This window comes from Photobacterium sp. DNB22_13_2 (assembly GCF_052873915.1).
Genome location: NZ_JBNNXU010000009.1, coordinates 128,797 through 154,323, shown reverse-complemented (window position 1 = coordinate 154,323; position 25,527 = coordinate 128,797). Strand labels below are relative to the sequence as shown.

Sequence of the window (25,527 nt, the reverse complement as noted above, 5' to 3'; positions counted from 1 at the left end):
CAATGTAATCTTGTCTTGCAAACACTGTTTCGATCTAGGACAAATATAGACCGAAACAGTAAAAAGAATCGTATTTTTGGGTAGGCTTTACCAGCCCTAGCTTGTTACAGGAATGACTTACCGTATTCCATATCAGACGTACCGAAGTACTCCGCCAAGCTCTGGCCGATATCGGCAAATGTCTCGCGGCGACCCAGTGAACCTGCAGCGATTTTAGGACCAGAAACCAATACAGGGATATGCTCGCGAGTATGGTCGGTGCCAGGCCAAGTTGGATCACAACCGTGATCAGCCGTCAGGATCAAAACGTCGTCTTCCTGCAGCAGTTCAATAATCTCTGGCAAGCGTTTATCAAAGTACTCCAGTGCTGCGGCATAACCCGCAACATCACGGCGGTGGCCGTAAGCAGAATCAAAATCAACAAAGTTGGTGAATACGATGGTGTTGTCACCCGCTTGTTTGATTTGCTCAAGTGTTGCTTCGAACAGCGCAGGGATACCTGTTGCTTTCACTTTTTGGGTGATGCCACAGCCAGCGTAGATATCAGAGATCTTACCGATAGAGATCACTTCACCGTTTTTCTCATCAACTAGCTTTTGCAGCACAGTTGCTGCAGGCGGTTCAACCGACAGATCACGGCGGTTACCGGTACGCTCAAACTGACCTTTACCAGGACCAATGAACGGACGGGCAATCACTCGGCCAATGTTGTAGTCTGCCAACTCTTCACGCGCTATTTGGCAAAGTTCTAGCAAACGATCTAGACCGTAGGTTTCTTCATGACAAGCGATTTGGAATACCGAGTCCGCAGAGGTATAGAAAATCGGCATACCGGTTTTCATGTGCTCTTCACCCAAGTCATCCAGTACCTGAGTGCCTGATGCATGGCAGTTACCCAAGTAGCCAGACAGACCAGCACGAGCAAGGATGCGATCGGTCAGCTCTTTCGGGAAGCTGTTTTCTTTGTCGGTAAAGTAGCCCCAGTCAAACAGGACAGGAACACCGGCAATTTCCCAGTGACCAGATGGAGTATCTTTGCCTGAAGACAGCTCGGCAGCGTGGGCATATGCGCCGGTGATTTCAGCGCCAGCATCCAGACCTTCAGGGAAGTAACCCGAAGACTCTTCACATGCCTTACCCAGGCCTAGCTTGTTAAGGTTTGGCAGATGAAGCTTACCGCTGCGCTGGCCGTTATCCGCTTCGCCGCGGGCACAGGCTTTGGCAATATGGCCCATAGTATTGGCGCCTACATCACCAAACTCCACGGCATCTTCAGTAGCACCAATCCCAAATGAATCTAGAACAAGAATAATAGAACGTTTCATGATAACTCCATTAAACATCTTCAGGGCGAACACGACGGTAAACTTCTGGTGTCGGCTCAGGTTTCTGATCAGAAATAGTAATTGCGGCACGTACCGCTTTGGCGGCTTCTTCCCACTGCGCTTCGTTGCGAGCGTGGATCACAGCCAGCGGCTTATCGATATTGGCTTCATCACCCAAACGGATCATGTCACTCAGGCCCACTGCATAGTCGATAGTATCAGCAGCTACGCGACGACCACCGCCCATACCCACTACCGCCATACCCAGTGCTCGGGTATCCATCGCAAAGGCATAACCTGTGGTTTCTGCGTACACCGGCTTGGTCAACTCGGCTTTTTCCAAGTAGTTGTCGTAGTTGGTCATGAAATCTTCAGGACCACCAAGACCGGCAACCATCTTACCAAAGCACTCAGCCGCTTTACCATTATCCAGAGCCGCCTGAAGCTTCTCGCGTGCCTGCTCGATATCTGTTGCTAAACCACTGTTTACCAACATTTCTGCACACAATGCCATGGTGACTTCAAATAAGCGAGGGTTACGGTATTCACCGGTCAGGAATTGCACGGCTTCACGGACTTCGAGTGCATTACCAGCAGTCGACGCCAGTACCTGGTTCATGTCGGTCAGCAGCGCTGTAGTCTTAGTACCAGCACCATTGGCAACCGCCACAATAGATTTAGCCAGTTCTTCAGACGCCTCGTAAGTTGGCATGAATGCGCCAGAACCAACTTTCACGTCCATCACAAGAGAGCCAAGACCAGCAGCCAGTTTCTTCGACAGGATCGAAGCGGTGATCAAAGAGATATTGTCGACGGTCGCGGTTACATCACGGGTCGCATAAACACGCTTGTCAGCTGGCGCTAGATCGCCCGTCTGGCCGATAATTGCCACACCCGCGTCTTTGGTCACCTGACCGAAAACGTCGTTGCTTGGCGTAATGTTGTAGCCAGGAATAGATTCCAGCTTGTCCAGCGTACCACCGGTGTGGCCCAGGCCACGACCAGAAATCATCGGTACATAACCACCGCATGCTGCCACCATAGGGCCAAGCATCAATGAGGTCACATCACCGACACCACCTGTCGAGTGCTTGTCGACAATCGGGCCATCGAAGTTCATGTGGCTCCAATCGATAACCATACCCGAGTCACGCATCGCACAAGTCAGAGCCACACGCTCGTCCATGGTCATATCGTTGAAATAGATCGCCATCGCGAATGCTGCGATCTGGCCTTCTGATACAGTATCTTTGGCAATGCCCTGAATGAAGAAATTAATTTCGTCAGCAGTTAATTCAATGTTGTCACGTTTTTTTCGGATGATTTCTTGTGGTAAATACATGGTATTCCCCAGTAAATTCTAGTGTAGGGTCATGACTGTTTACTTAGTATTAACGCCATCACGACTCGCGATGAATTAACACAAGATCTGATTCTCGGGTGCGGGGCAACCGCCCGTCAGGCTGCGTAATGCAGTTAGGCAAGAACCAAACAGTAAAGAGTCACAGGTAATTAAAAAATAAGGTGGCCTCAAGGCCACCTTATTGGAAAGAATTAGTAGCCGCCTTCAGCTGCTTTTTCGCCTTCGCCAAGCGTGTTCAGAAGGTTAGCCAGTAAGCTTGAAGCACCAAAACGGTAGTGCATGTTGTCAGCCCACTCAGCACCTAGGATGCGGTCAGCCATGGCTAGGTATTGCTGTGCGTCTTCTGCAGTACGAACACCACCAGCAGGCTTGAAGCCAACAGTTTTCGCTACGCCCATATCTTTGATCACGTTAAGCATGATTTCAGCGTATTCAGGGGTTGCGTTCACTGGCACTTTACCGGTAGACGTCTTGATGAAGTCAGCACCTGCTTTGATTGAAAGTTCAGACGCTTTCTTGATTAGCTCTTCTGTTTTCAGCTCACCGGTTTCGATGATCACTTTCAGCATGATGTCGCCACACGCGGCTTTACACTGCTTAACCAGCTCAAAGCCAACTTCTTCGTTGCCAGCCATTAGCGCGCGGTATGGGAATACTACGTCTACTTCGTCAGCACCGTAAGCCACTGCCGCTTTGGTTTCTGCAACTGCGATATCGATATCGTCGTTACCGTGCGGGAAGTTAGTGACTGTTGCAATACGTACTTCAGGTGTACCCTGCTCACGAAGCTGCTTCTTAGCAACTGGGATAAAACGTGGGTAAATACATACGGCCGCTGTGTTACCTACCGGGCTCTTTGCGTTCTTACACAACTCGATCACTTTTGCATCCGTGTCGTCGTCGTTCAGAGTGGTAAGGTCCATTAGTTTAAGTGCACGTAGTGCAGCCGCTTTCAATTCGCTCATGACTATCTCCAGTCCAATTAATTTCTACCAAGCTATTCAGTTTCCCGACAACCAGCCATCAGTCGACGGGGTTACGGACTTGACTCCTTGAAGACTCAGGTAAACAATGCACTCGCATTTCCCTGATTGATATCCTTTTCACCGCGTGGGAAGTGACAATAAACACTTCCCAGCAAATGCGCTACCCTGGCCTTGCCTAGCGATAGGTAACACCATGAAGGTATTGACCAGAATAGCGAAAAACAATTTGTGATGGTGCTGCCCTATAATACCAAGCAGACCTTGTTGCCACCACGAAATATGCGTTTCCCAGCGTGGACAATGTGTTTACCCAACGAACAGATTTCGTCAGGAAAAGAATCGTTCGACTATCCACTGGTAGGCAATCCCGCCCCCATAGACACCCACAATTCCCATTACCCCCGAGAGCACCGGCGGAGCCGGTATCGGCAGTTTAATCGCAGAAAACAATACGCCGACAATAAACCCGGCGGCCAGCGCTAGCAGTACTTCACTCATAATCATTTCTCTGTCTGTTACAGCACAAAGGAAAGTGTAGTCTGCCCCGCAATGAAAGTAATGGTAGCAAAGAGGTTTACCAGAAACCGGAGCGCAATCGATTTTATGGCATCAGATAGAAACGATGGAGGGTATGTTTACCATATGTGTTGAAAGGCGATGGGCGAATCAGAATTTTGTGAAGGCTAAACCCTGTCAAGCTATTGCTTCAGCTCTTTGCTATGCCTCTAGCCTCTAGCCTCTAGCCTCTAGCCTCTAGCCTCTAGCCAGAAAAACAAAAACGCCGCGGAAGACCGCGGCGTTTTATCTGATTATCAGCTGTCTGAAATTAAGACAGGGTGATAAATAGACCTGCAATTGTTGCTGACATTAGGTTAGAAAGCGTACCTGCAGCTACAGCTTTCATACCGAAGCGTGCGATGTCATGGCGACGGCTTGGAGCCAGACCACCTAGACCACCCAGTAGGATAGCTACTGAAGACAGGTTAGCGAAACCACATAGTGCGAACGAGATGATAGCTTTCGTCTTGTCAGAAAGAACAACCTCAGCACCTTCCGCTAGGTATGGGGCAAAGTTCAGGTAAGCAACGAATTCGTTAACTACCAGCTTCTGACCGATGAATGAACCTGCGATTGTTGCTTCTTCCCACGGCACACCGATTAGGAATGCAAGAGGAGAGAAAACATAACCAAGGATAAGCTCAAGTGTCAGCTCAGGCATACCGAACCAACCACCGATGCCACCTAGCATACCGTTGATCAGTGCAATCAGACCGATGAACGCAAGAAGCATTGCACCAACGTTCAGAGCAAGCTGCATACCAGAAGAAGCACCCGCTGCTGCTGCGTCGATAACGTTAGCTGGCTTGTCGTCAGCGTTATTCGCATCGCTTGCTAGCTGCTCAACAGCTTCTTCAGTTTCAGGCTTGATGATCTTAGCAAATAGAAGACCACCCGGAGCTGCCATGAATGACGCAGCGATTAGGTACTCTAGAGGTACACCCATAGAGGCATAACCAGCAAGTACACCACCAGCTACAGACGCCAGACCACCACACATTACCGCGAACAGCTCAGACTGAGTCATTTTTGGTACGAACGGACGGATCACCAAAGGTGCTTCCGTTTGACCAACGAAGATGTTAGCTGTTGCAGACATGGATTCGGCGCGAGATGTACCCAGTGCTTTCTGTAGACCACCACCTAGGATGTTGATCACTACCTGCATGATGCCCAGGTAGTAAAGTACGCTGATCAGTGCAGAGAAGAAAACGATTACTGGTAGTACGCGCAGGGCAAACACGAAGCCGCCACCGCCGAACACTTCAAACATTTTGTCTGAAGTCAGGCCACCGAATAGGAAGTTGATACCGTCATTACCATAAGCGATAACGTTGGCAACGGCTGTAGACATACCATACAGTACGTCACGACCAACAGGTACATAAAGAACAAATGCACCTAAACAAAATTGAATGGCAAATGCGCCACCCACTGTACGTAGATTAATAGCTTTACGGTTATCAGATAGAAGTACTGCAAGACCTAGCAGTACTGCCATCCCAACCAGGCTCATAAACATGCTCATAGTTTATGGCTTCCCTTTAGTTAAGTTTGGCGTCTCGACAATTCGGCTCATTAAGAGTCCGGCGCATTATACTCATGCAGCGACGGATAAAATAACGCCGACATCACAGTTTGCAAGGAAAGGGAGTGAAAGTTCAATTCCAAATGTGAACCCCGTCACGCTTTAACGCAAACGATTTACGCAAACGTTTAATTTGTGACAACGCTTCACACTGGAATACGAAAAAGTTCAGCAGTGGTTAAGCTAGTTGCCTGCTTAATATCCTGTTCGCTTTCCGTTCGGATTGCTGCCAGTTCACCCAGCACATTCACCAACCGATCAGGCCTGTTTGGCTCCCCCTGAAACCCAGCTACTGGCATATCGGGCGCATCTGTTTCCAGCACCAATGCACCCAGTGGCAGTGCAGCTATTGTATTGCGAGTTTTGTTGGCACGGCGATATGTAATCGTTCCACCTACCCCAATTTTGATACCTAGATCAATAATCTGCATCGCTTGTTGATAGCTACCACTAAATCCATGATACACCCCACCAACAATCGGCGTATTTTGCCTCAAAACCCGAAGTAACTCGGGAAATGCCTTGCGGCAATGGAGTATCACTGGCAATTCAAAGCGATTCGCCAACTGTAACTGGGCTGCCAATAACGAAATCTGTTGATCCCGGTCGGCATTCACAATGGCAAAGTCTAGTCCACATTCCCCGACAGCAACGCAGCGTGATTGTTTTTTTTCTCGTTTTCGTGCCTCTGTTGCAAGCTCAGATTCAAGTTGGATCAAGGCATTGGCGTCATGTTCGGCACTAAAAAAAGGATGCAACCCCAAGCCAAAATAGAGTTGGGGAAAACGGGCTGACAAGTCACAAACCGTCTGCCAGTTTCGCTGGCCAACCGCCGGAATAACGATTTTCCCAATTCCGGCCTGATGTGATAATGCCAGGTAGTGCTCGGGATCATCACAAAAGGGCGCAAAATCGAAGTGGCAGTGGCTATCAATCAGCATCCGGTTTGACCTGTGCTGTACTGTTATCCTGTTTGCCTTTATTCGTTGGATTGCGAGGATCATCACTGTCATAACGGACCGGGGCGCAACAACGGCGATTCTCAGGGACTAGCCCCATTTTTTCACACCAGCGGTCATAGGTCGCTACCCCTCGCTTAATCAACGACATCATGGCTATCTATCCTGTAATCCTATTTACCCGGTTATGTGGCTTTGGTGGCCTTGGCTACCATGACGATCATACTACGCCCAGTTGCCAAAATGGTATTCCGGGTATAGAGCGGTGCCTCATCAATGGAATAAATATCATGAGGAGACGGCTTGGCGGTATTGATCACCAAATGCCAATCACTGCAGTGGCGATCCGGCAGGGTAAACTCGAGAGGATCCCAAAAGGCATTGCACACCACATACAGCTCATCCTGGGTGATGGGATGGTAAACCGTCAGCGCAATAGAATGAGAGTTTTCCGACCAGTCCGGCTGCTCGGGTTGGATCCCGTGCCAGCGGATCCCGACATCCTCCAGCACAGAATTGAGCGACATATGCATATTCCAGTCTATGGTTGGTTCGGCGGTACGCAGTTGGCTGAGGTGGGTGACAAAGCGCAGCAAGTCACTGTGGGTATCCACCAGACTCCAGTCGAACCAACTGAGTTCATTGTCCTGGCAGTAGGCGTTGTTGTTACCCTGTTGGGTCCGGCGGACTTCATCGCCCATATTAAGCATCGGTGTACCAAGCGCCAAAAACAATGTGGCTAACATGTTCTTGCACTGCCTATGGCGCAGCAACTCGATTTCAGTAATATCGCTTGGTCCTTCGACTCCATAGTTACTCGACACATTATGATTGTCACCATCGCGGTTGCCCTCTCCGTTGGCTTCATTGTGTTTCTCGCTGTAGCTCACCAGATCATTGAGGGTAAAGCCATCATGAGCACAGATAAAGTTGACCGAGCGGTGCGGTGAATGGTGCTGGCTACAGTACATATCCGGCGAGCCAAGGATCCTTGAGGCAAAGCGGCTGACATAACCAGCATCACCACGCCAGAAAGCCCTGACATCATCACGGAACTTGCCGTTCCACTCGTTCCAGCGATCGCCGATAAACGAGCCCACCTGGTACAGCCCAGCCGCATCCCAAGCTTCTGCGATGATCTTAGTACTACAGAGGATAGGATCGGAGTCTATCGACCACAGCAGCGGCGGCTCTTTCATTGGGTGACCCTGGCTGTCGCGGGCCAGTACCGAGGCCAAGTCAAAACGGAATCCGTCAACGTGCATCTCGGTCACCCAGTAATGCAGTGCATCGATGATCATCCGGCGCAGGACGCTATGGTTGGCATTGCAGGTATTGCCACAACCGCTGTAGTTACCATAGTGGCCGGTTTCCTTGTCCAGCAGGTAATAAGCGCCATTTTGCAGCCCTTTGAAGCAGAATGTCGGTCCGTGCTCATCCCCTTCCGAGGTATGGTTGAACACCACATCGAGGATCACTTCAATATCGGCTTTGTGTAACTCGCGGACCAAAGTTTTGAATTCATCGATAGCACTCAAGGGAGCCTTCTCAATGCTGTAGTCAGCATGGACAGCAAAGAAGTTTATCGGGCTATAGCCCCAGTAGTTATCACGCCCTTCCGGTGCATCATCAACATCAAACTGCTGAACCGGCATCAATTCAACTGCCGTCACCCCAAGTGATTTCAAATACGGAATTTTCTCGATGATCCCCGAAAATGTCCCCTGCTTGGCCTGCACCACTCCAGAAGAAGGATGGCGGGTAAACCCAGCGACATGCATTTCATAGATGATGGTATCGGTTAGTGAATGACGTGGTGCAACATCACCTTGCCAATCGAAGTCACTGTGATCGACCACAATACTCTTCATGCAGGCATCCATGTTATCACCCGGATCGATAGCTCGCTGGCGGCTGTAATTGCGGCCAAAGCCTACCGCATGACTATAGGGGTCAATCAACACTTTCTCGCAGTCGAAACGCAACCCACGCTCAGGTAACCATGGACCATCAACCTGAAAGCCATAATATTGCCCATGACCGATATTCCCCACAAAGATAAACCAGTAATGGCCACGCTTGTGCAACGCTGGGCTCAGTTCAAAGGAACGAAAAGGCCCCGTCGCATCGGCACTAGCAAACAGGTGCAAGGTCACCCGGGTGGCATCTTTGGAGTAGATGCTGAAATTCACCCCATCCTCACGCACCGATGATCCGAGCGGAAAAGCCTCGCCGGGTAAGGTATAAATTTGGTTATCTGCCGCCAACGCGGTACTGAGCGAGGTTCCGAGCTCATCGACACTGTTCATGCCATCATCCTTTTGGTTATTGTGCTCCTGCGTGCATAACCAGAATAATAGACCCAATATCGGTAGGGAGAGGTAAGCTTCACAAAAAGTACAAAAAAAGCCGTCACAATGTGACGGCTTCGATGTTGAACATGATATCAGTGGCTTGCGGGCAATTAGTGCTCGCGGGTCGCACGGAAATCAATATCAGGGAAACGCTCTTTAGCCAAGTTCAGGTTAACCATAGTCGGCGCGATGTAAGACAGGTTATCACCGCCATCCAACGCCAAGTTAGACTGACTCTTACGCTTGAACTCTTCCAGCTTCTTAACGTCACCACATTCAACCCAGCGGGCCGTTGCCACGTTAACGCCTTCATAGATAGCTTCAACGTTGTACTCGGCTTTCAGACGTGCAACCACCACGTCAAACTGAAGCACACCGACTGCACCAACGATCAAGTCGTTGTTCTGCAGTGGACGGAAAACCTGTACCGCCCCTTCTTCTGACAGCTGTACCAAACCTTTTAGCAACTGTTTCTGCTTAAGTGGATCTTTCAGGCGGATACGACGGAACAATTCAGGCGCAAAGTTAGGAATACCAGCAAACTTCAGATTTTCACCTTGGGTAAAGGTATCACCAATCTGGATAGTACCGTGGTTGTGCAAGCCAATAATGTCACCTGCATATGCTTTTTCAGCACGAGCACGATCACCCGCCATGAAGGTAACAGCATCAGAAATACTCACATTTTTACCCGTACGGACATGGTTCATTTTCATGCCCTGATTGTAAGTACCCGATACGATTCGCATAAACGCAATACGGTCACGGTGCTTAGGATCCATGTTTGCTTGGATCTTGAATACGAAGCCAGAGAATTTCTCTTCCTGCGCTTCAACGTCACGCTCGTTGGCCTTACGTGTTTGTGGCGCTGGCGCCCACTTCGTTAGGCCATCAAGCATGTGGTCGACACCAAAGTTACCCAGTGCAGTACCGAAATAAACAGGCGTTAGCTCACCAGCAAGGAAAAGCTCATGATCAAACTCTGGGCACGCGCCAATCACTAGCTCAAGTTCGTCACGGACGCTGGCAGCAAGATCCTCACCCACAGCGGCATCCAACTCTGGGTTATCAAGACCTTTGATGATACGTACTTCTTGAATCTCATGGCCATGACCAGATTCATACAGGATCGTTTCATCACGGTGGATGTGGTAAACACCCTTAAATTCTTTACCGCAACCAATCGGCCATGAGATAGGCGAACAAGCCATGCCAAGTTCGCTTTCAACTTCATCAAGCACTTCCATTGGGTCACGAACATCACGGTCCAATTTGTTCATGAAAGTAACGATTGGCGTATCACGCAGACGGGTAACTTCCATCAATTTACGAGTACGATCCTCGACACCTTTCGCGGCATCGATCACCATCAAGCATGAATCAACAGCAGTAAGTGTACGGTAGGTATCTTCCGAGAAGTCTTCGTGTCCTGGGGTATCCAGCAGGTTAACCAAACAGTCATTGTATGGGAACTGCATCACCGACGTGGTCACCGAGATACCACGTTCTTTTTCCATCTCCATCCAGTCAGACTTTGCGTGCTGGTTTGAGCCACGACCTTTAACCGTACCAGCTTTCTGGATAGCGTTTCCGAATAACAGAACTTTTTCTGTAATGGTTGTTTTACCCGCATCCGGGTGAGAAATGATGGCAAACGTACGACGTTTGTTCACTTCAGATAGAAAAGACATAACGTTGATAATCCTGTGAGAGATTTCTCTGATTGAACCCGCGACGACCGCATGTAACATGCAGCGGCAGGTTCCAATGTATTTTTTAGGGTGCTGAACCCAAAGATGGCGGAATTATACGCAAACTCCAGCCAAAGAGACAGCGCTAACACGGTTGGTGACCTTGCAAGCTACACTTCGCCGCCTGCTACATCATCATGTAAGTCATGATTAATGCGTCTTCGCGACCATCCGGTGCAGGGTAATAACCTTCCCGGCGGTTTATTTCATTGAAGCCCAAGGATTCATATAACTGATAAGCACGCTGGTTGCTTGCCCTGACTTCTAGCCATACATCTTGCGCATTCAACTGTTCAAGCTGTGACAGGAAGCCTTCCAGTAATAATTTGCCGTATCCCTTCCCCTGAAAAGCGGGGTCGATAGCGATATTGAGCAAGGTGGCTTCACCGGCTACCAGTTGACCAAAACAGTATCCCGCTAACTGACCATCGATCTCCAGCGCATAATTGGCTGCGATCTTATTTGGCGCTTTGCGGATCATCGATTCCGCCCATGGGTACATGTGAGCAGCCTGCTCGATACGCCAGACATCATCCAGATGATGTGGCTCTAGTAAAACTATATTATGCGTCATAAGAACAAATCTGTTGCCACAGCGCTTTTTTCGCGCCGGGATTGGTATGCATCGATTTCAGAGAGGATGACGTCAGTAGCTGACAACCCGCAGGGTGAGCCGCTTCGCAACCGGCCACCCAACACCATTTAAGGTGGTGTTCACGCACTTGTTCAACAGCCGCGGCAGGGATACAAAGCGCTTGCTCCGGTGCTAGCTTCATACTGCCGAGGATCCGACCAAACAGCCAGCGGTCGTGCTCATCAAGCTCTTCGTCACAGACAAACAGCAACTGGCAAGTTTCCGGCAGATCAATCATCGGCTGCTCCTGCTCGGGAAAAAAGCCCGGTTTACGGATCTGCCAATAGGTTAGTCCGATCGCCTTCATCAGCTGTAAATCACGCTGTTTCATCCACTCACCTTGATGATGTTCACTTTGGCCGAGAATACTATCAGAATTTATACCAAACTGAGTAATATTCTGGCCTATCCGCGAGAATGAAAAGGGACAGATACAAGGCGCTCATACCTGCTCCAAATTACGTTGATGTAGAGCGGCTAACTAGTATAAAAAAATACCACCTCGCGGTGGTATTTTTATGAAACCAAAGCTCAATGACCACTTACAGAGCGTTGAACTCTTCGCTGTAACTAATCATGCCTGCCTTACCCTCCATGGCACCGGGTACAACCTCCAATACCATGAATACCTCTTCTGGCACTGGCCAAGGGCATTGGATACCCTGGGGAGCCGCAGGGGCAAAGCCCGCTTTCGGGTAGTAATCACTGTGCCCCAGTACCACAATCACCGGGTAACCCAACTCCGCTAGTGTCTGCTTAGCTTCTTCGATCATCGCCAAGCCAATCCCCTGACGCTGGTATTCAGGCTTGATTGCCATCGGGGCCAAGCCCTGCCAGTTGTGATCTTCACCGTCGAGCATCACTGGGCTGAAACACATATAGCCGACGTGCTCACCGTCATCATTGCACGCCACCAGCGATAAGGTTCGCTTGCCGTTTTCACGCAACCGCATCACCAACTCCGCTTCAGCCTCGGTCTCAAATACAGACTTAAGCAGGGAATCGATCGGCAAAATATCGGCCGGAGCCTCAGATCTAATGAGCATTCATGACCTCTTCTTGCCCAGCCGCCGATTGCATACCTTTATGGATAAAGTCAGCCGACTGGTGCAGTACAAATTTAGCCGGTGCCGGTAGCGAATCCAGATCGATGCTATCCATCAGGTTCTTCACTTCCAACCCCAGTTCGGTATCCCCTTCGATACGAAGGCGACGCTGGAAGAACAGTGTATCAGGATCTTCCTTGCGAGCAGCAATTAATACCAGATCATTACATTCGCCGCTGAAACTGACATCTTCCTGCTCGACATGTTCAGCTACCACCAATTGCTCATTCTGGTAACTGATGTACCAGCGTAGATCCAAATCACGTACTTCCACTTTTAGCCAGCGATCTTCAAGAAACTCAAAATCACCATCTTCCAGTGCTTCCTTGAATACCATGGCCAAACCATCCAGCATCACTTTTTTCTGAAGCGGAAAGGGAGCCAATTTAGCAGGGACACGCAATAGCGCTGGGCCATTTTGAACCAGCTGTTTTCTAAGTTGAGCAATCACTGAATAATTTTTCCTGTAGTCGGTCGCATATATGTAGTGATTGTATGGCAATACATGGCAGTGTTTTTATGCCTTGAGTCAAAAAATACAGCTTTGAGTAGGTAAAACTTGGTATTGTGACAATGACCTAGATATAGTGGTTGCAAACCCACCTGCCACCTCGCGCCAGTTGGCAGAAACTACGGAAGAATGTCCCAAGATCATGCTGACAGAGCAACTGAACCATTGGTTTCCCCTTCTCACTGATCACAGTCCATTCCTGTTTGCAGTACTGGATCATCAGCATAAATATTTAATGGTAAACAACCGATACTGCGAGCTGAGCGGCCTTAGCCGCGACGATCTTATCGGTCTCAGCGATACCGACATACTTGGCAAGACATTCTACCACTCAATGCGCCCTTTTTATGATCGGGCACTAAATGGCGAAACACTGGAGAGTGAAGTCATCCTCGATGACAACCACCACGACACCAGTATGCACTTCAGCCTGACCCCGCTACGGAGCGATGATGGCAAAGTAAGCTATATTGTGCTGCATTGCGTCGACACTTCTGAACGCCAAATCCTGATCAATGCTATCCAAGAACATGAAAAGCACCTGCAGAGCCTCAACCAGCTAATGAATGACGGTAGCTGCATCGTTGAAGGCGACACGGTGCTCTCAGCCAATAACAAAGCGGCCGAGCTCTTTGGTTTCGAACACCCAAATGATCTCAAGGGAAAGACTTTCAGCAAACTGGTAGTGGATAATCAGCAGCAGCCAGTTACCCGCACGCAACTGGCTTCACTCCAGCACGGAGAGGCCTGGCTTTGCCAGACCAGCCGCCACTGTCCGCAGCAGCAGACACTGCAGCTTTCCACATCAACCGTCGAGGTGTTGGGAGCGTCAGCACAGCTGGTGCTCCTGCAACCCTACAGCCCTGTGGGCGCCAAACAAGACAAGAGCAACCCTTCTATCCACACTGACCCGCTGACCGGGCTACTGAACCGTCATGGGTTCAGCCGTCAGCTAGAACAATTGATCCACCAGAAGACCCCATTGGTGATGTTGTACCTCGACGTCGATAACTTTAAAAGTATTAATGACTCACTTGGACACCATATTGGTGATCAGGTGCTGCAGGCAATATCGCAGCGACTCAAGCGGCTATTACCCGACGATGCAATTATCGGCCATCTCAGCGGGGATGAATTCACCATCTTGCTGCCAAACCCTGAACATGATCAACAAGGTAGCCTGATTGCTGATCAGGTCATCGCCCTGATCAACCAACCTTTCGACCTGCACCATTTCAGCAAGCACTTAGCCTGCTCTCTTGGCATGGTGCAATACCCTGGTGACGGTAATGATGCCCGTATCCTGCTGCAAAATGCTGATACGGCCATGTACGAGGCCAAGAACCGCGGCCGCAACCGGGCTGTTAAGTTCAGCGAGGAGATGAACAAAGAAGCCAGGATGCAACTCTGGCTGGAAATCGAACTGCAGAAAGCCTTGCAAAATAATGGCCTAGAAGTGTGGTACCAACCGAAAGTACACGCCCGTGACTTCTCGATTAACGGTGCCGAGGCACTAGTGCGCTGGAAACACCCGGTTGAAGGCTATATTAGCCCAGCGCAGTTTATCCCCGTAGCCGAGCGTTCGGGGCTAATTGAGCAACTGGGCCAAGTGGTCATGCGCGAAGTCTTTACCACTGTCCGCTACTGGAAAACCCAAGGTCTGCTACCCGGCAAGGTCGCCATTAACCTGTCACCGCAGCAGTTTGGCAACCCCAACCTGATCCAGTTTGTCGATAAGCTGCGGAAGGCAACCGGAGTCAATCCCAACGACATTACATTCGAACTCACCGAGAGTGCAGTAATGAGCGATGGCGAACACACAATCCAAATGCTTAATGCGATCAAAAAGTTGGGGTTCTCGCTCTCTATCGATGATTTCGGCACCGGTTACTCATCACTGTCCTACCTCGCCCGTTTCCCATTGGACGAGCTAAAAATAGACCGCGCCTTTATCAAAGACATCGAAGATGTACCCAAACAGCTGACATTGATCGAAAACATCATCAACCTCGGAAAATCCCTCAACATGAGTGTGGTGGCCGAGGGCGTCGAAACTCGCCAGCAGGCGACCCTGTTGTCCAACCTCGACTGCAACGCGATCCAGGGATTCCACTTCTACAAACCACTGCCGAAGAACGAGCTGGAAGCGACACTGCACAAGCACAATCACCATTAGGCTACCGCTACCAATAATGGTTCTTGAGCTATACAAAAGTGGAAAATAAGTTGTCCTAAATCAACAAAACCTGCCTGACATCAAAACACGGTCGCAGCCTGCCCCCTACTATTTGCTCTTATGACTTTCTTTTCCACACTGGTAGATAAAAAATAATATGGAGCTTCTCTGCCCCGCCGGTAACTTACCGGCGCTGAAAACTGCCATTGATAACGGCGCAGATGCGGTTTATATCGGCTTCAAAGACGATACCAATGCGCGTCACTTTGCAGGTTTAAACTTTACAGGACGTAAACTCGAAAAAGCCGTGCAGTACGTGCGTGATCACGACCGTAAATTGCATGTCGCCCTCAATACTTTCGCACATCCAGATGGCTTTTATCGCTGGCGCACCGCTGTAGACAACGCTGCCGCCATGGGGGTCGATGCGCTGATTGTCGCGGACATCGCAGTATTGGAGTATGCCGCTACCAAGTACCCTGATCTCGAGCTGCACTTATCAGTGCAGGCATCGGCAACCAATACCGCAGCGATTGACTTCTACCAGCAGAACTTCAATGTTAAACGGGTTGTTTTGCCTCGCGTACTGTCAATCCACCAGGTCAAGCAGCTAGCACGTAATACCAATGTCGAGTTGGAAGTGTTCGCCTTTGGTAGCTTGTGCATCATGTCTGAAGGCCGCTGCTACCTGTCTTCCTATATGACGGGGGAATCACCGAATACCGTCGGTGCCTGTTCACCGGCAAAATTCGTTCGCTGGCAAGAAACCCCAACCGGTCTGGAAACTCGCCTCAATGAAGTGCTGATCGACCGCTATTCCCATGGTGAGAACGCCGGTTACCCAACCCTGTGCAAGGGCCGCTTCGACGTCAACCTTGATGGAGAAAACCGTCGCTACCATGCACTGGAAGAGCCGACCAGCCTCAATACCCTAGAAATTCTACCCGAGCTTTTCAAGGCCAATATTTCCTCGGTGAAAATCGAAGGCCGCCAACGCAGCCCCGCCTACGTTGAGCAGGTCACCCGAACGTGGCGTGCCGCGATTGACCGCTATCTGGCCTCACCAGAAAACTACAGTGTTGAGCCTGCTTGGAATGCCTGTCTCGGCAATGTCTCGGAAGGTAAGCAAACTACCCTCGGTGCCTACCACCGCAAATGGCAATAAGGAGCCAACAATGAAATATTCTCTTGGCCCCCTACTTTATTTCTGGCCAAAAATGGACGTCGAGGCGTTCTACCAGCAGGCCGTCGAGGCTAACACCGATATCATCTACCTCGGTGAAACCGTCTGCTCCAAACGACGCGAGATGAAGCCGGCGCACTGGTTCGATATAGCCAAAGAGCTTTCTGCCAGCGGAAAACAGGTAGTACTGTCTACCATGGCCCTGCTCGAAGCGCCAAGTGAGGTCAATGTAATGAAAAAATACATTGATAACGGCGACTTCGCGATCGAGGCCAACGATGTTTCGGCAATCCAACTGGCGCATGAAAGCAAGGTCCCCTTCGTGGTTGGCCCTGCGGTGAACTGTTATAACGCCCAGACCCTCAACCTGTTCTTGAAAAAAGGCATGATCCGCTGGTGTATGCCAGTTGAGCTATCACGCAGTTGGCTTCAGAACGTCGCTGGCGAATGTGAGCAATTGGGGATCCGAGACAAATTCGAAACCGAGGTGTTCAGCTACGGCTACCTGCCACTCGCCTACTCGGCCCGCTGTTTCACAGCCCGTGCTGAAGACAAAGCCAAAGACGACTGCGAAACCTGCTGTATCAAATACCCTACGGGGATCACGGTCAATAGTCAGGAAGAGCAAAAAGTCTTCACCCTCAATGGCATCCAGACCCAATCCGGTTATTGCTACAACCTCATTAACGATCAACCAGGCATGGCGGGCTTGGTGGACGTCGTACGCCTCAGCCCGATGGGCATCGATACCCTGTCGCTGGTCGATAGTTTCCGTGCCAACCAGCATGGTGAGCAGCAGCAACCACTGGAAGGTGGCCATCACTGCAACGGCTACTGGCATAGCCTCGCTGGCCTTAACATCGAGTAAACCTGAGAGCATTTAGCGTGTTCAACAAAAAAGCCGCGGCAATTGAATTGCCGCGGCTTTTGTATAAATATTGTCTCGTCCTGAAATGACTAAATCACACTTCCTCTTGCGCTGGAGGCGCTGGCGGCTCGACCGGTTGGCTAAGACTGACTTCTGTCATCAGGCGGTTTAGCTCAAGCAAGGCAAAGCGGTGCTCGACAAACTCGTAGACATTCCCCGACAGGGTCAACTTGTACAGCATCAATGCTGACGAGAAATCTTTGTTAAAGTGGTAGCGCTTACCCAGATAGAAATAGGCTTCCGTCAGGCGCTCGGCCAAAATATCGTTATCTTCACTTTCTGTAGCGATCTGGCGCAGGAATTCGGACTCACTGATATCTTCGAGGTAAAGGCGAACGATTTGCCAGCCCCAGTCCTGATGATCGATGGCAGCGTCATAGCGGTTACGCAATTTCTCTGTTGCGGTTTCAGAGTCTTGTTCCAACTCAACGATATAGAGCCAAATCACCCGGTAAGGATCATTAATGTTGTGCTGGTAATGAGCATTGAGGTCGTCAAATGCCAATTCGTAGCGGCCACCATAGTACAAAGCAATACCACGGTTACGCTGGGCAAAAGGATGGCGGACATTGAGCTCTAAGGTTGAGTCAAAGGCTTCATATGCAGCATCGAAATGGGCACCTTGAGTAAAGTACACACCCAGGATATTGAAGACATCCGGCTGATCCGGTTTCAGGGAAAGCGACTGGTTAAAGTCCAGTCTTGCTAAATCACGCAACCCCAAGCTGTCGTGTAACAAGCCACGCTCATAATAGACCTGAGCCAAGGTTTGGTTATCCAAATCATCACGCTTTAACAGCTGGTCAATCCGGGCCAACTGAATCTGTTGTTGGATAGTCGGCTGGAACGGAACCGCCATCGGTGGCTGGGTCCATTGCGACTGGGATGATGAGCAGCCAGACAATATCAAGACCAGCGCAAGGCACGCGAGTTTTATCCTATTTACAGTCAATGCAGTTCTCCCTGAGTGAGACACGTCTATCTCTAGCATATACCATCGTAGCCCATAAGAGACGCAACCGCGTTCTCCTGACCGATTATTGCAAGGGATTTTCCGGTGAGGTCTCAATAAAATAAAAAAAGGGGCTGAATAGCCCCTTTATATCATGATTTTAGCAAAAAGCCTTATGCTTCTGGCTTCTCTTCACCTGCTGGTGCTGGGTTAAGATCAGCTTGTGCTTCTTTCATGCTTAGGCGGATACGGCCCTGGCGGTCGATTTCCAGTACCTTAACCTTAACTTCCTGACCCATCTCAAGATGATCAGCCACTTTCTCGATACGCTCTTGAGAGATTTGAGAAATGTGAACAAGACCTTCTTTAGCACCGATAACAGAAACGAACGCACCGAAGTCAACGATACGCATTACTTTACCTGTGTAGATACGGCCTACTTCAACGTCTGCAGTGATCTCTTCGATACGGCGAATTGCTTCTTTCGCAGCTGTACCTTCAGTCGCTGCGATTTTCACTGTACCGTCGTCTTCGATTTCAATCGTTGTGCCCGTCTCTTCAGTTAGAGCGCGGATAACTGCACCGCCCTTACCGATCACGTCTTTGATCTTCTCAGGGTTGATCTTCAACGTGTGGATACGCGGAGCGAACTCAGAGATATCTTCGCGAGGTGCGTTGATTGCCTGATCCATAACGTCAAGGATATGCGTACGCGCACCTTTTGCTTGGTTCAAAGCAATCTGCATGATTTCTTTGGTGATACCTTCGATTTTGATATCCATCTGCAGTGCAGTGATACCGTCTTCAGTACCCGCAACTTTGAAGTCCATGTCACCAAGGTGGTCTTCGTCACCCAGGATGTCAGAAAGAACAACAAAGTCATCGCCTTCTTTAACAAGACCCATTGCGATACCCGCAACAGATGCCTTGATTGGCACACCTGCGTCCATAAGCGCAAGAGATGTACCACATACAGAAGCCATTGACGATGAACCGTTAGATTCAGTGATTTCCGATACAACACGCACGGTGTATGGGAATTCGTCAACAGATGGCATTACAGCAGCAATACCACGCTTAGCCAGTTTACCGTGACCAATTTCACGACGCTTAGGCGAACCAACGAAACCTGTTTCACCTACACAGTATGGAGGGAAGTTGTAGTGTAGAAGGAAGTGATCTTTCTTCTCACCCATTAGGCTATCGATGATTTGAGCATCACGTTGGGTACCAAGCGTTGCAGTTACAAGCGCCTGAGTTTCACCACGTGTGAATAGTGAAGAACCGTGAGTACGTGGAAGTACACCAGTACGTACGTCTAGCGCACGAACCATGTCTTTTTCACGACCATCGATACGTGGGTTGCCCGCGATGATGCGGCTACGTACAACGTTCTTCTCTAGAGAACCAAGCATGTCGCGAATTTCGCGCTCATCTAGAGCTTCGTTTTCTGCAAGTAGTGACTCAACTACGTCAGACTTGATTGCGCCAACTTGTTCGTAACGCGCCATCTTTTCTGTGATTTGGTAAGCCGTCGATAGACGCTCTTCTGCTTTTTCAGCAACAAGCGCTTTAAGCTCAGTGTTTACAGCCGGTGCAGTCCAATCCCATGCAGGAGTCGCTACTTCAGCCGCGAAATCTTTGATCGCGTTGATAACAACTTGCTGCTGATCGTGACCGTAAACAACTGCTTGTAGCATTTGCTCTTCAGATAGACGGTCAGCTTCTGACTCAACCATCAATACTGCGCCTTCAGTACCCGCGACAACAAGGTCTAGCTTGCTCTCTTCAAGTTCAGTGTTGCTTGGGTTCAATACCAACTGATCGTTGATGAAACCAACACGTGCAGCACCGATAGGGCCGTTGAAAGGAATACCAGAGATCGCTAGTGCCGCAGAAGTACCGATCATTGTCACGATATCTGGGTTAACGTCTGGGTTGATAGAAACAACAGTAGCAATTACTTGTACTTCGTTTTTGAAATCATCTGGGAATAGCGGACGAATTGGACGGTCAATCAGGCGAGCAGTTAGCGTTTCGCCTTCTGATGGACGGCCTTCACGCTTGAAGAAACCACCAGGAATTTTACCTGCAGCGTAAGTACGCTCTTGGTAGTTAACAGTTAGAGGGAAGAAGTCTTGACCTTCAACCGCTGTTTTCTTACCAACAACAGAGACGAATACAGACGTATCATCCATGCTTACCATTACAGCAGCAGTAGCTTGACGTGCCATTACACCAGTTTCGATAGTAACCGTGTGGTTACCGTACTGGAAAGTCTTTACGATAGGATTCACGTGAATTTCCTTAATTTATTCCGCTTTCTATTTGCGCCGTTAAGTATATCTGACACAAGGAAAAGCGTCATGTGATGAAAAGCACTTTACGGTAATTTCACGTATCGCGACTAATGAAAATTCCCTCTCGGGAGGAAAACTGTCATTAGTCGCGACCTGAAGGTCGACGAAAACGACTCGTGTTATTACAGATGGAAGTGCATAGATAAAAAGAAAGGAGCCATTCGGCTCCTTTCAGAAAGCAATCTTAGCGACGTAGGCCTAGACGCTTGATTAGGTCTTGGTAACGATCTAGGTTCTTACCTTTAAGGTAGTCTAGAAGCTTACGACGACGAGAAACCATGCGAAGTAGACCGCGACGGCTGTGGTGGTCGTGCTTGTGGTTAGCAAAGTGACCTTGAAGGTGGTTGATCTGTGCTGTTAGCAAAGCAACCTGAACTTCAGGAGAACCAGTGTCGTTTTCGCACTGCGCGTAATCAGCAACGATTGCTGCTTTAGTTTCTGCATTCAGAGACATAACTCATTCCTAATACAAAGATGTTTCTAATTTGCGCCAGCCAATCTCTGATTCAGCCGACACCCGAGCCGCGGATTATACGTGGAGCGCAAAATAACTACAAGATAATTTATTGCTGTTTCGCTATGCCTGCGGGTTCGCCATAACACGCTTAGGTGCCAACTGCCCCTCAGGGTCAACCACGCCAATGCCGATGAACTCTTTCTGCTCGGCAACGGTGATACGCACTAGCGTCCCTTCTGCCGGCAAACGGCCCGCGCGAACCGGATTACCATTAAGGATATATACCGCCGATGCTGGAGGGATATTCACTTCAGGTAGATCTTGCACCGCAGTATCAGTAGGTAGCAACAGTGGATCCAGCAGCTCTGAAGGGGCAATATCTTGCTCCTTGGCCTGCTCAAGCAGGGCTTCAAGCTGCTCGATGGTCATCATCCGCTCCATTGGGTAGTTGGATACTCCCGTCCGGCGCAGGAAGGTGACGTGTGCACCACAACCAAGCATCTCACCAAGATCATCAACGATAGTACGGATGTAAGTGCCTTTCGACACATGCAGTTCCATTTCCACTTCGTTGTCGCTAAAGCGCAGAAGCTCCACCGAATAAACAGTAATTTTGCGAGATTCGCGTGGTACTTCAATTCCCTCGCGGGCATATTCGTAAAGCTTACGGCCTTGGTATTTCAATGCCGAGTACATCGACGGGATTTGATCGGTTGTACCACGGAACTTGGCAATGCAGCGTTCAAGTTGGCCACGGTCGACTTTCACTTCCCGGGTCTGCACCACTTCACCATCAGAGTCAGAGGTATCAGTGCGCTCACCCAGTTTGGCAATCACCCGGTAGCGTTTATCCGAGTCCAACAGGAACTGGGAAAACTTTGTCGCTTCACCGAAACAAATCGGCAGCATGCCCGTCGCTAAAGGATCTAACGCTCCTGTATGGCCAGCTTTTTGAGCAAAAAAGATACGCTTCACTTTCTGAAGTGTATCATTTGAACTAATGCCCGTTGGCTTATCCACCAGAATTACACCGTCTATCGGACGGCCCTTACGACGACGTGCCATGCTTTACTCCTCGCCTTCAGCTTCTGGTTCGTCACCGCGGCGATCTTCGTCATCACGCACAGCTTTTGAAACCAGGTTAGAAATACGCATACCTTCAGTCAAAGATTGATCAAAGATGAAGTTTAGCTCAGGCGTCACACGTAGACGGATTTCCTTACCTAGCAATGAACGGATGTATGGTGCAATTTCACGGAGTGCTTCTAAGCTACCTTCCGGTGTTTGCTCACCAATTGTAAGGAAAGTTACATACACTTTCGCGTAGTTCATATCACGTGATACATCAACACTTGAAATAGTTGTCATACCAATGCGTGGATCTTTCAACTCGCGTTGTAGGATCACTGCCAACTCTTTTTGCAGTTGCTGAGCAACACGCTGAGTACGGCTAAATTCTTTAGACATTCAATCCTCTCTTAGAGAAAACTCTCTTGAAAGAATGGGGAGCCGAAGCTCCCCATAAAATTATTTGTTATAAAACAGCTTTTTGGCTCTTGTTATTAGTCAAGAGTACGCTGAATTTCAACAATTTCGTAAACTTCGATCTGGTCGCCAACACGAACGTCGTTGTAGTTCTTAACGCCGATACCACACTCGTAGCCGTTCTTAACTTCCTGAACGTCGTCTTTGAAGCGACGTAGTGACTCAAGCTCACCTTCGTAGATAACAATGTTATCACGCAGTACGCGGATTGGGTTGTTACGCTTGATGGTACCTTCAGTAACCATACAACCGGCGATAGCACCAATCTTAGGCGACTTGAACACATCACGCACTTCAGCAAGACCGATGATTTCTTGTCTGAACTCAGGAGCAAGCATGCCACCCATTGCCGCTTTCACTTCGTCAATCAATTGGTAAATGATTGAGTAGTAACGCAGGTCTAGGTTCTCAGTTTCAATTGTACGACGCGCAGATGCATCAGCACGAACGTTGAAGCCAAGAAGAATAGCGTTAGATGCTGCAGCAAGCACGGCATCAGTCTCTGTCAGACCACCAACACCAGAACCAACAATGTTAACCTTAACTTCGTCAGTCGATAGCTTACGTAGTGAGTCAGCAATCGCTTCCACAGAACCCTGTACGTCAGCTTTCAGTACAACGTTAAGTTCTGCAACTTCACCTGCAGTCATGTTAGAGAACATGTTCTCAAGCTTAGCTTTCTGCTGGCGAGCCAGTTTAACATCACGGAATTTGCCCTGACGGTAAAGTGCAACTTCACGAGCTTTACGTTCATCACGTACAACAGTTGCTTCATCACCTGAAGAAGGCACACCAGAAAGACCTAGGATCTCAACTGGGATAGAAGGACCTGCAGACTCGATCTCTTGACCCAGTTCATCGCGCATTGCACGAACACGGCCGTGCTCAAGACCACAAAGAACGATGTCACCTTTACGCAGTGTACCAGCTTGTACAAGTACAGTTGCAACTGGACCGCGACCTTTATCTAGGCGTGATTCAACAACAACACCGCTCGCCATACCTTCTTCAACTGCAGTCAGTTCAAGAATTTCAGACTGAAGCAAGATAGCTTCTAGCAGGCCGTCAATGTTAGTACCTTGTTTCGCAGAGATGTGAACAAACATGTTCTCACCGCCCCACTCTTCAGGGATAACATCGTACTGAGCTAGCTCATTCTTAACATTGTCTGGGTTTGCGTCTTCTTTATCGATCTTGTTCACAGCAACAATCAGAGGAACACCTGCCGCTTTCGCGTGCTGGATTGCCTCAACAGTCTGTGGCATTACGCCATCATCTGCTGCAACAACAAGAACAACGATATCTGTCGCTTGAGCACCACGAGCACGCATTGCGGTAAACGCGGCGTGTCCAGGAGTATCAAGGAAAGTGATCATACCGTTGTCAGTTTCAACGTGGTATGCACCGATGTGCTGCGTAATACCGCCCGCTTCGCCAGAAGCAACGTGCGCTTTACGGATGTAATCCAGTGTTGATGTTTTACCGTGGTCAACGTGACCCATGATAGTAACAACAGGAGCACGAGGAACAACAGTTAGGTTTTCGTCACGGTCAGACAGTACCGCTTCTTCAAGTTCGTTCTCTTTACGTAGAACAACTTTGTGACCCATTTCTTCTGCAACTAGTGCTGCAGTTTCTTGGTCGATAACCTGGTTGATGGTTGCCATCGCACCCATCTTCATCATCACCTTGATAACTTCAACGCCCTTCACAGACATCTTGTTAGCAAGCTCAGAGACAACGATAGTCTCGCCGATAACGACATCTTGCTTAGCAACAGTCGCTGTCTTGTCAAAGCCATGCTGCATTGACGTCGGCTTGTTCATCTGAGGTTTACCACGGCCACGCTGGTTGCGGCCACCGCGGTTGTCTTGTTTAGGACCCGCTTTTTTCTTCTTGCGGCGACGGGTAGTACCACCACCCTCTTCCTTACGATCTTGCTCGTCTTCAGCTGCGCGTGCGTAGCTAGACGTTGTAGTATGGTAGTCTGCTTTATCCATATTACCTTTTTCCTGGTCAGGTTTTGACCAGTTCTTTTCATTAATTTCTGCCATTTTGCGTGCCTCTTCTAGCTGACGCTGACTGTCTTCTTCGGCTTTACGCTTGGCTTCCTCTTCCCGGCGACGTTGTAGCGACTCAGCTTCTTTTTTAGCCTGTTCATCAGCGGCGGCGCGTTTAGCTTTTTCTTCGGCCAAACGCTTATCTTCTGCGTCACGCTTCTGCTTGTCCTCAGCATTACGATCCGCATTCTGTTCTGCATTTTGTTTAGCTTTTTCTTCGGCTAAACGCGTTTCTTCAGCAGCACGCTTAGCAGCTTCTTCAGCTTCGCGTTTTGCCTGCTCTTCTGCTTCACGCTTGGCAGCTTCTTTGGCTGCTAGCTGAGCGGCTTCTTCCGCTTCGCGCTGGGCTGAGTCTTCAGCCTGGCGTGTTGCTTCTTCCGCGGCACGCTGTTCTTCTTCAAGCGCAGAACGCTTTACGTAGGTGCGCTTTTTGCGCACTTCTACCTGAACACTTTTATTTTTGCCACCTGAGCCCGAAACACTCAATGTGCTTCGGGTCTTACGTTGCAAAGTAAGGCGTGTAGGAGCCTCGCCAGCACTGCTATCGCCACCATGTTCTTTCTTCAGGTGGGCTAACAGCGTCTGTTTTTCCTGTTGGCTTACGCTTTCTTCAGCTTTCTTGCTGATACCAGCATCGGCAAACTGTTGAAGCACACGGTCAATCGGCGTACCAATTTCCTCGGCTAATGCTTTAACTGTAACCTCTGACATGCTGCTTCTCCCTTGCGTAT

The 25,527-nt window shown here is 49.4% G+C and carries 22 protein-coding genes; 3 read left to right on the top strand and 19 right to left on the bottom strand.

Annotation, left to right across the window (positions count from 1 at the left end; all coding sequences use genetic code 11):
- Positions 1 to 104: 104 nt before the first annotated feature.
- From ACVA58_RS15025 to ubiT, 13 genes are all read right to left on the bottom strand, one after another.
- Positions 105 to 1,325 carry a phosphopentomutase gene (locus ACVA58_RS15025; RefSeq protein WP_446511235.1) on the bottom strand — a complete coding sequence of 407 codons (1,221 nt, stop codon included), beginning with the start codon at positions 1,323 to 1,325 and terminating at the stop codon, positions 105 to 107.
- A 10-nt stretch (positions 1,326 to 1,335) separates the two neighbouring features.
- Positions 1,336 to 2,667 (bottom strand): thymidine phosphorylase, encoded by a 1,332-nt coding sequence (gene deoA / locus ACVA58_RS15020; protein ID WP_446511234.1) that lies wholly within the window; start codon positions 2,665 to 2,667, stop codon positions 1,336 to 1,338.
- 212 nt (positions 2,668 to 2,879) lie between these two features.
- Positions 2,880 to 3,653: a deoxyribose-phosphate aldolase gene (deoC, locus tag ACVA58_RS15015; protein ID WP_107350669.1), complete on the bottom strand. Its 774-nt coding sequence runs from the start codon at positions 3,651 to 3,653 to the stop codon at positions 2,880 to 2,882.
- A gap of 348 nt (positions 3,654 to 4,001) precedes the next feature.
- Positions 4,002 to 4,172 (bottom strand): XapX domain-containing protein, encoded by a 171-nt coding sequence (locus tag ACVA58_RS15010; RefSeq protein ID WP_446511265.1) that lies wholly within the window; start codon positions 4,170 to 4,172, stop codon positions 4,002 to 4,004.
- A 328-nt stretch (positions 4,173 to 4,500) separates the two neighbouring features.
- Positions 4,501 to 5,760, bottom strand: a complete 1,260-nt coding sequence (locus tag ACVA58_RS15005; RefSeq protein WP_446511233.1) for a NupC/NupG family nucleoside CNT transporter — start codon at positions 5,758 to 5,760, stop codon at positions 4,501 to 4,503.
- A gap of 206 nt (positions 5,761 to 5,966) precedes the next feature.
- The gene (locus ACVA58_RS15000; RefSeq protein ID WP_446511232.1) at positions 5,967 to 6,761 is read right to left on the bottom strand and encodes a TatD family hydrolase; all 795 of its coding nucleotides are present in this window, start codon (positions 6,759 to 6,761) and stop codon (positions 5,967 to 5,969) included.
- On the bottom strand, positions 6,751 to 6,933 hold the full coding sequence (locus ACVA58_RS14995; protein ID WP_446511231.1) for a DUF5363 family protein: 183 nt from the start codon (positions 6,931 to 6,933) through the stop codon (positions 6,751 to 6,753). Before ACVA58_RS14995 ends, ACVA58_RS15000 begins: the two co-directional genes overlap by 11 nt.
- Positions 6,934 to 6,964: 31 nt before the next feature.
- Complete coding sequence (glgX, locus tag ACVA58_RS14990) at positions 6,965 to 9,088, bottom strand: glycogen debranching protein GlgX (RefSeq protein ID WP_446511230.1); 2,124 nt, start codon at positions 9,086 to 9,088, stop codon at positions 6,965 to 6,967.
- Positions 9,089 to 9,243: 155 nt separating this feature from the next.
- Positions 9,244 to 10,824: a peptide chain release factor 3 gene (gene prfC, locus ACVA58_RS14985; protein ID WP_446511229.1), complete on the bottom strand. Its 1,581-nt coding sequence runs from the start codon at positions 10,822 to 10,824 to the stop codon at positions 9,244 to 9,246.
- A gap of 187 nt (positions 10,825 to 11,011) precedes the next feature.
- Positions 11,012 to 11,458 (bottom strand): ribosomal protein S18-alanine N-acetyltransferase, encoded by a 447-nt coding sequence (gene rimI, locus ACVA58_RS14980; protein ID WP_446511228.1) that lies wholly within the window; start codon positions 11,456 to 11,458, stop codon positions 11,012 to 11,014.
- Complete coding sequence (locus tag ACVA58_RS14975) at positions 11,448 to 11,849, bottom strand: DNA polymerase III subunit psi (RefSeq protein ID WP_446511227.1); 402 nt, start codon at positions 11,847 to 11,849, stop codon at positions 11,448 to 11,450. Before ACVA58_RS14975 ends, rimI begins: the two co-directional genes overlap by 11 nt.
- Before the next feature lie 211 nt (positions 11,850 to 12,060).
- Positions 12,061 to 12,564, bottom strand: coding sequence for a GNAT family N-acetyltransferase (locus ACVA58_RS14970; protein ID WP_446511226.1), 504 nt, complete (start codon positions 12,562 to 12,564; stop codon positions 12,061 to 12,063).
- Entirely contained in the window at positions 12,554 to 13,075 is a 522-nt protein-coding gene (ubiT, locus tag ACVA58_RS14965) for a ubiquinone anaerobic biosynthesis accessory factor UbiT (RefSeq protein ID WP_107350676.1), read from the bottom strand. The genes ACVA58_RS14970 and ubiT overlap by 11 nt, the downstream gene beginning before the upstream one ends.
- 202 nt (positions 13,076 to 13,277) lie before the next feature.
- Here ubiT and ACVA58_RS14960 point away from each other — a divergent pair, with 202 nt between their 5' ends.
- The 3 genes from ACVA58_RS14960 (at position 13,278) to ACVA58_RS14950 (ending at position 17,362) form a co-directional block, all read left to right on the top strand.
- On the top strand, positions 13,278 to 15,311 hold the full coding sequence (locus ACVA58_RS14960) for a sensor domain-containing protein (protein ID WP_446511264.1): 2,034 nt from the start codon (positions 13,278 to 13,280) through the stop codon (positions 15,309 to 15,311).
- Positions 15,312 to 15,468: 157 nt separating this feature from the next.
- Positions 15,469 to 16,476, top strand: a complete 1,008-nt coding sequence (gene ubiU / locus ACVA58_RS14955; RefSeq protein WP_446511225.1) for a ubiquinone anaerobic biosynthesis protein UbiU — start codon at positions 15,469 to 15,471, stop codon at positions 16,474 to 16,476.
- A gap of 10 nt (positions 16,477 to 16,486) precedes the next feature.
- Positions 16,487 to 17,362: a U32 family peptidase gene (locus ACVA58_RS14950; RefSeq protein WP_446511224.1), complete on the top strand. Its 876-nt coding sequence runs from the start codon at positions 16,487 to 16,489 to the stop codon at positions 17,360 to 17,362.
- A gap of 94 nt (positions 17,363 to 17,456) precedes the next feature.
- On the opposite strand, the gene nlpI is transcribed toward ACVA58_RS14950, so the two are convergent.
- From nlpI to infB, 6 genes are all read right to left on the bottom strand, one after another.
- Positions 17,457 to 18,374: a lipoprotein NlpI gene (gene nlpI, locus ACVA58_RS14945; RefSeq protein ID WP_446511223.1), complete on the bottom strand. Its 918-nt coding sequence runs from the start codon at positions 18,372 to 18,374 to the stop codon at positions 17,457 to 17,459.
- 173 nt (positions 18,375 to 18,547) lie between these two features.
- Complete coding sequence (gene pnp, locus ACVA58_RS14940) at positions 18,548 to 20,671, bottom strand: polyribonucleotide nucleotidyltransferase (protein WP_446511222.1); 2,124 nt, start codon at positions 20,669 to 20,671, stop codon at positions 18,548 to 18,550.
- A gap of 247 nt (positions 20,672 to 20,918) precedes the next feature.
- A complete protein-coding gene (gene rpsO, locus ACVA58_RS14935; RefSeq protein WP_006646210.1) occupies positions 20,919 to 21,188 on the bottom strand; it encodes a 30S ribosomal protein S15 in 270 nt (89 codons plus the stop codon).
- 123 nt (positions 21,189 to 21,311) lie between these two features.
- Positions 21,312 to 22,256, bottom strand: a complete 945-nt coding sequence (gene truB, locus ACVA58_RS14930; protein ID WP_255041956.1) for a tRNA pseudouridine(55) synthase TruB — start codon at positions 22,254 to 22,256, stop codon at positions 21,312 to 21,314.
- Between the two features lie 3 nt (positions 22,257 to 22,259).
- Positions 22,260 to 22,658 carry a 30S ribosome-binding factor RbfA gene (gene rbfA / locus ACVA58_RS14925; protein WP_107350682.1) on the bottom strand — a complete coding sequence of 133 codons (399 nt, stop codon included), beginning with the start codon at positions 22,656 to 22,658 and terminating at the stop codon, positions 22,260 to 22,262.
- A 95-nt stretch (positions 22,659 to 22,753) separates the two neighbouring features.
- The gene (gene infB, locus ACVA58_RS14920; RefSeq protein WP_446511221.1) at positions 22,754 to 25,507 is read right to left on the bottom strand and encodes a translation initiation factor IF-2; all 2,754 of its coding nucleotides are present in this window, start codon (positions 25,505 to 25,507) and stop codon (positions 22,754 to 22,756) included.
- Positions 25,508 to 25,527: the final 20 nt, after the last annotated feature.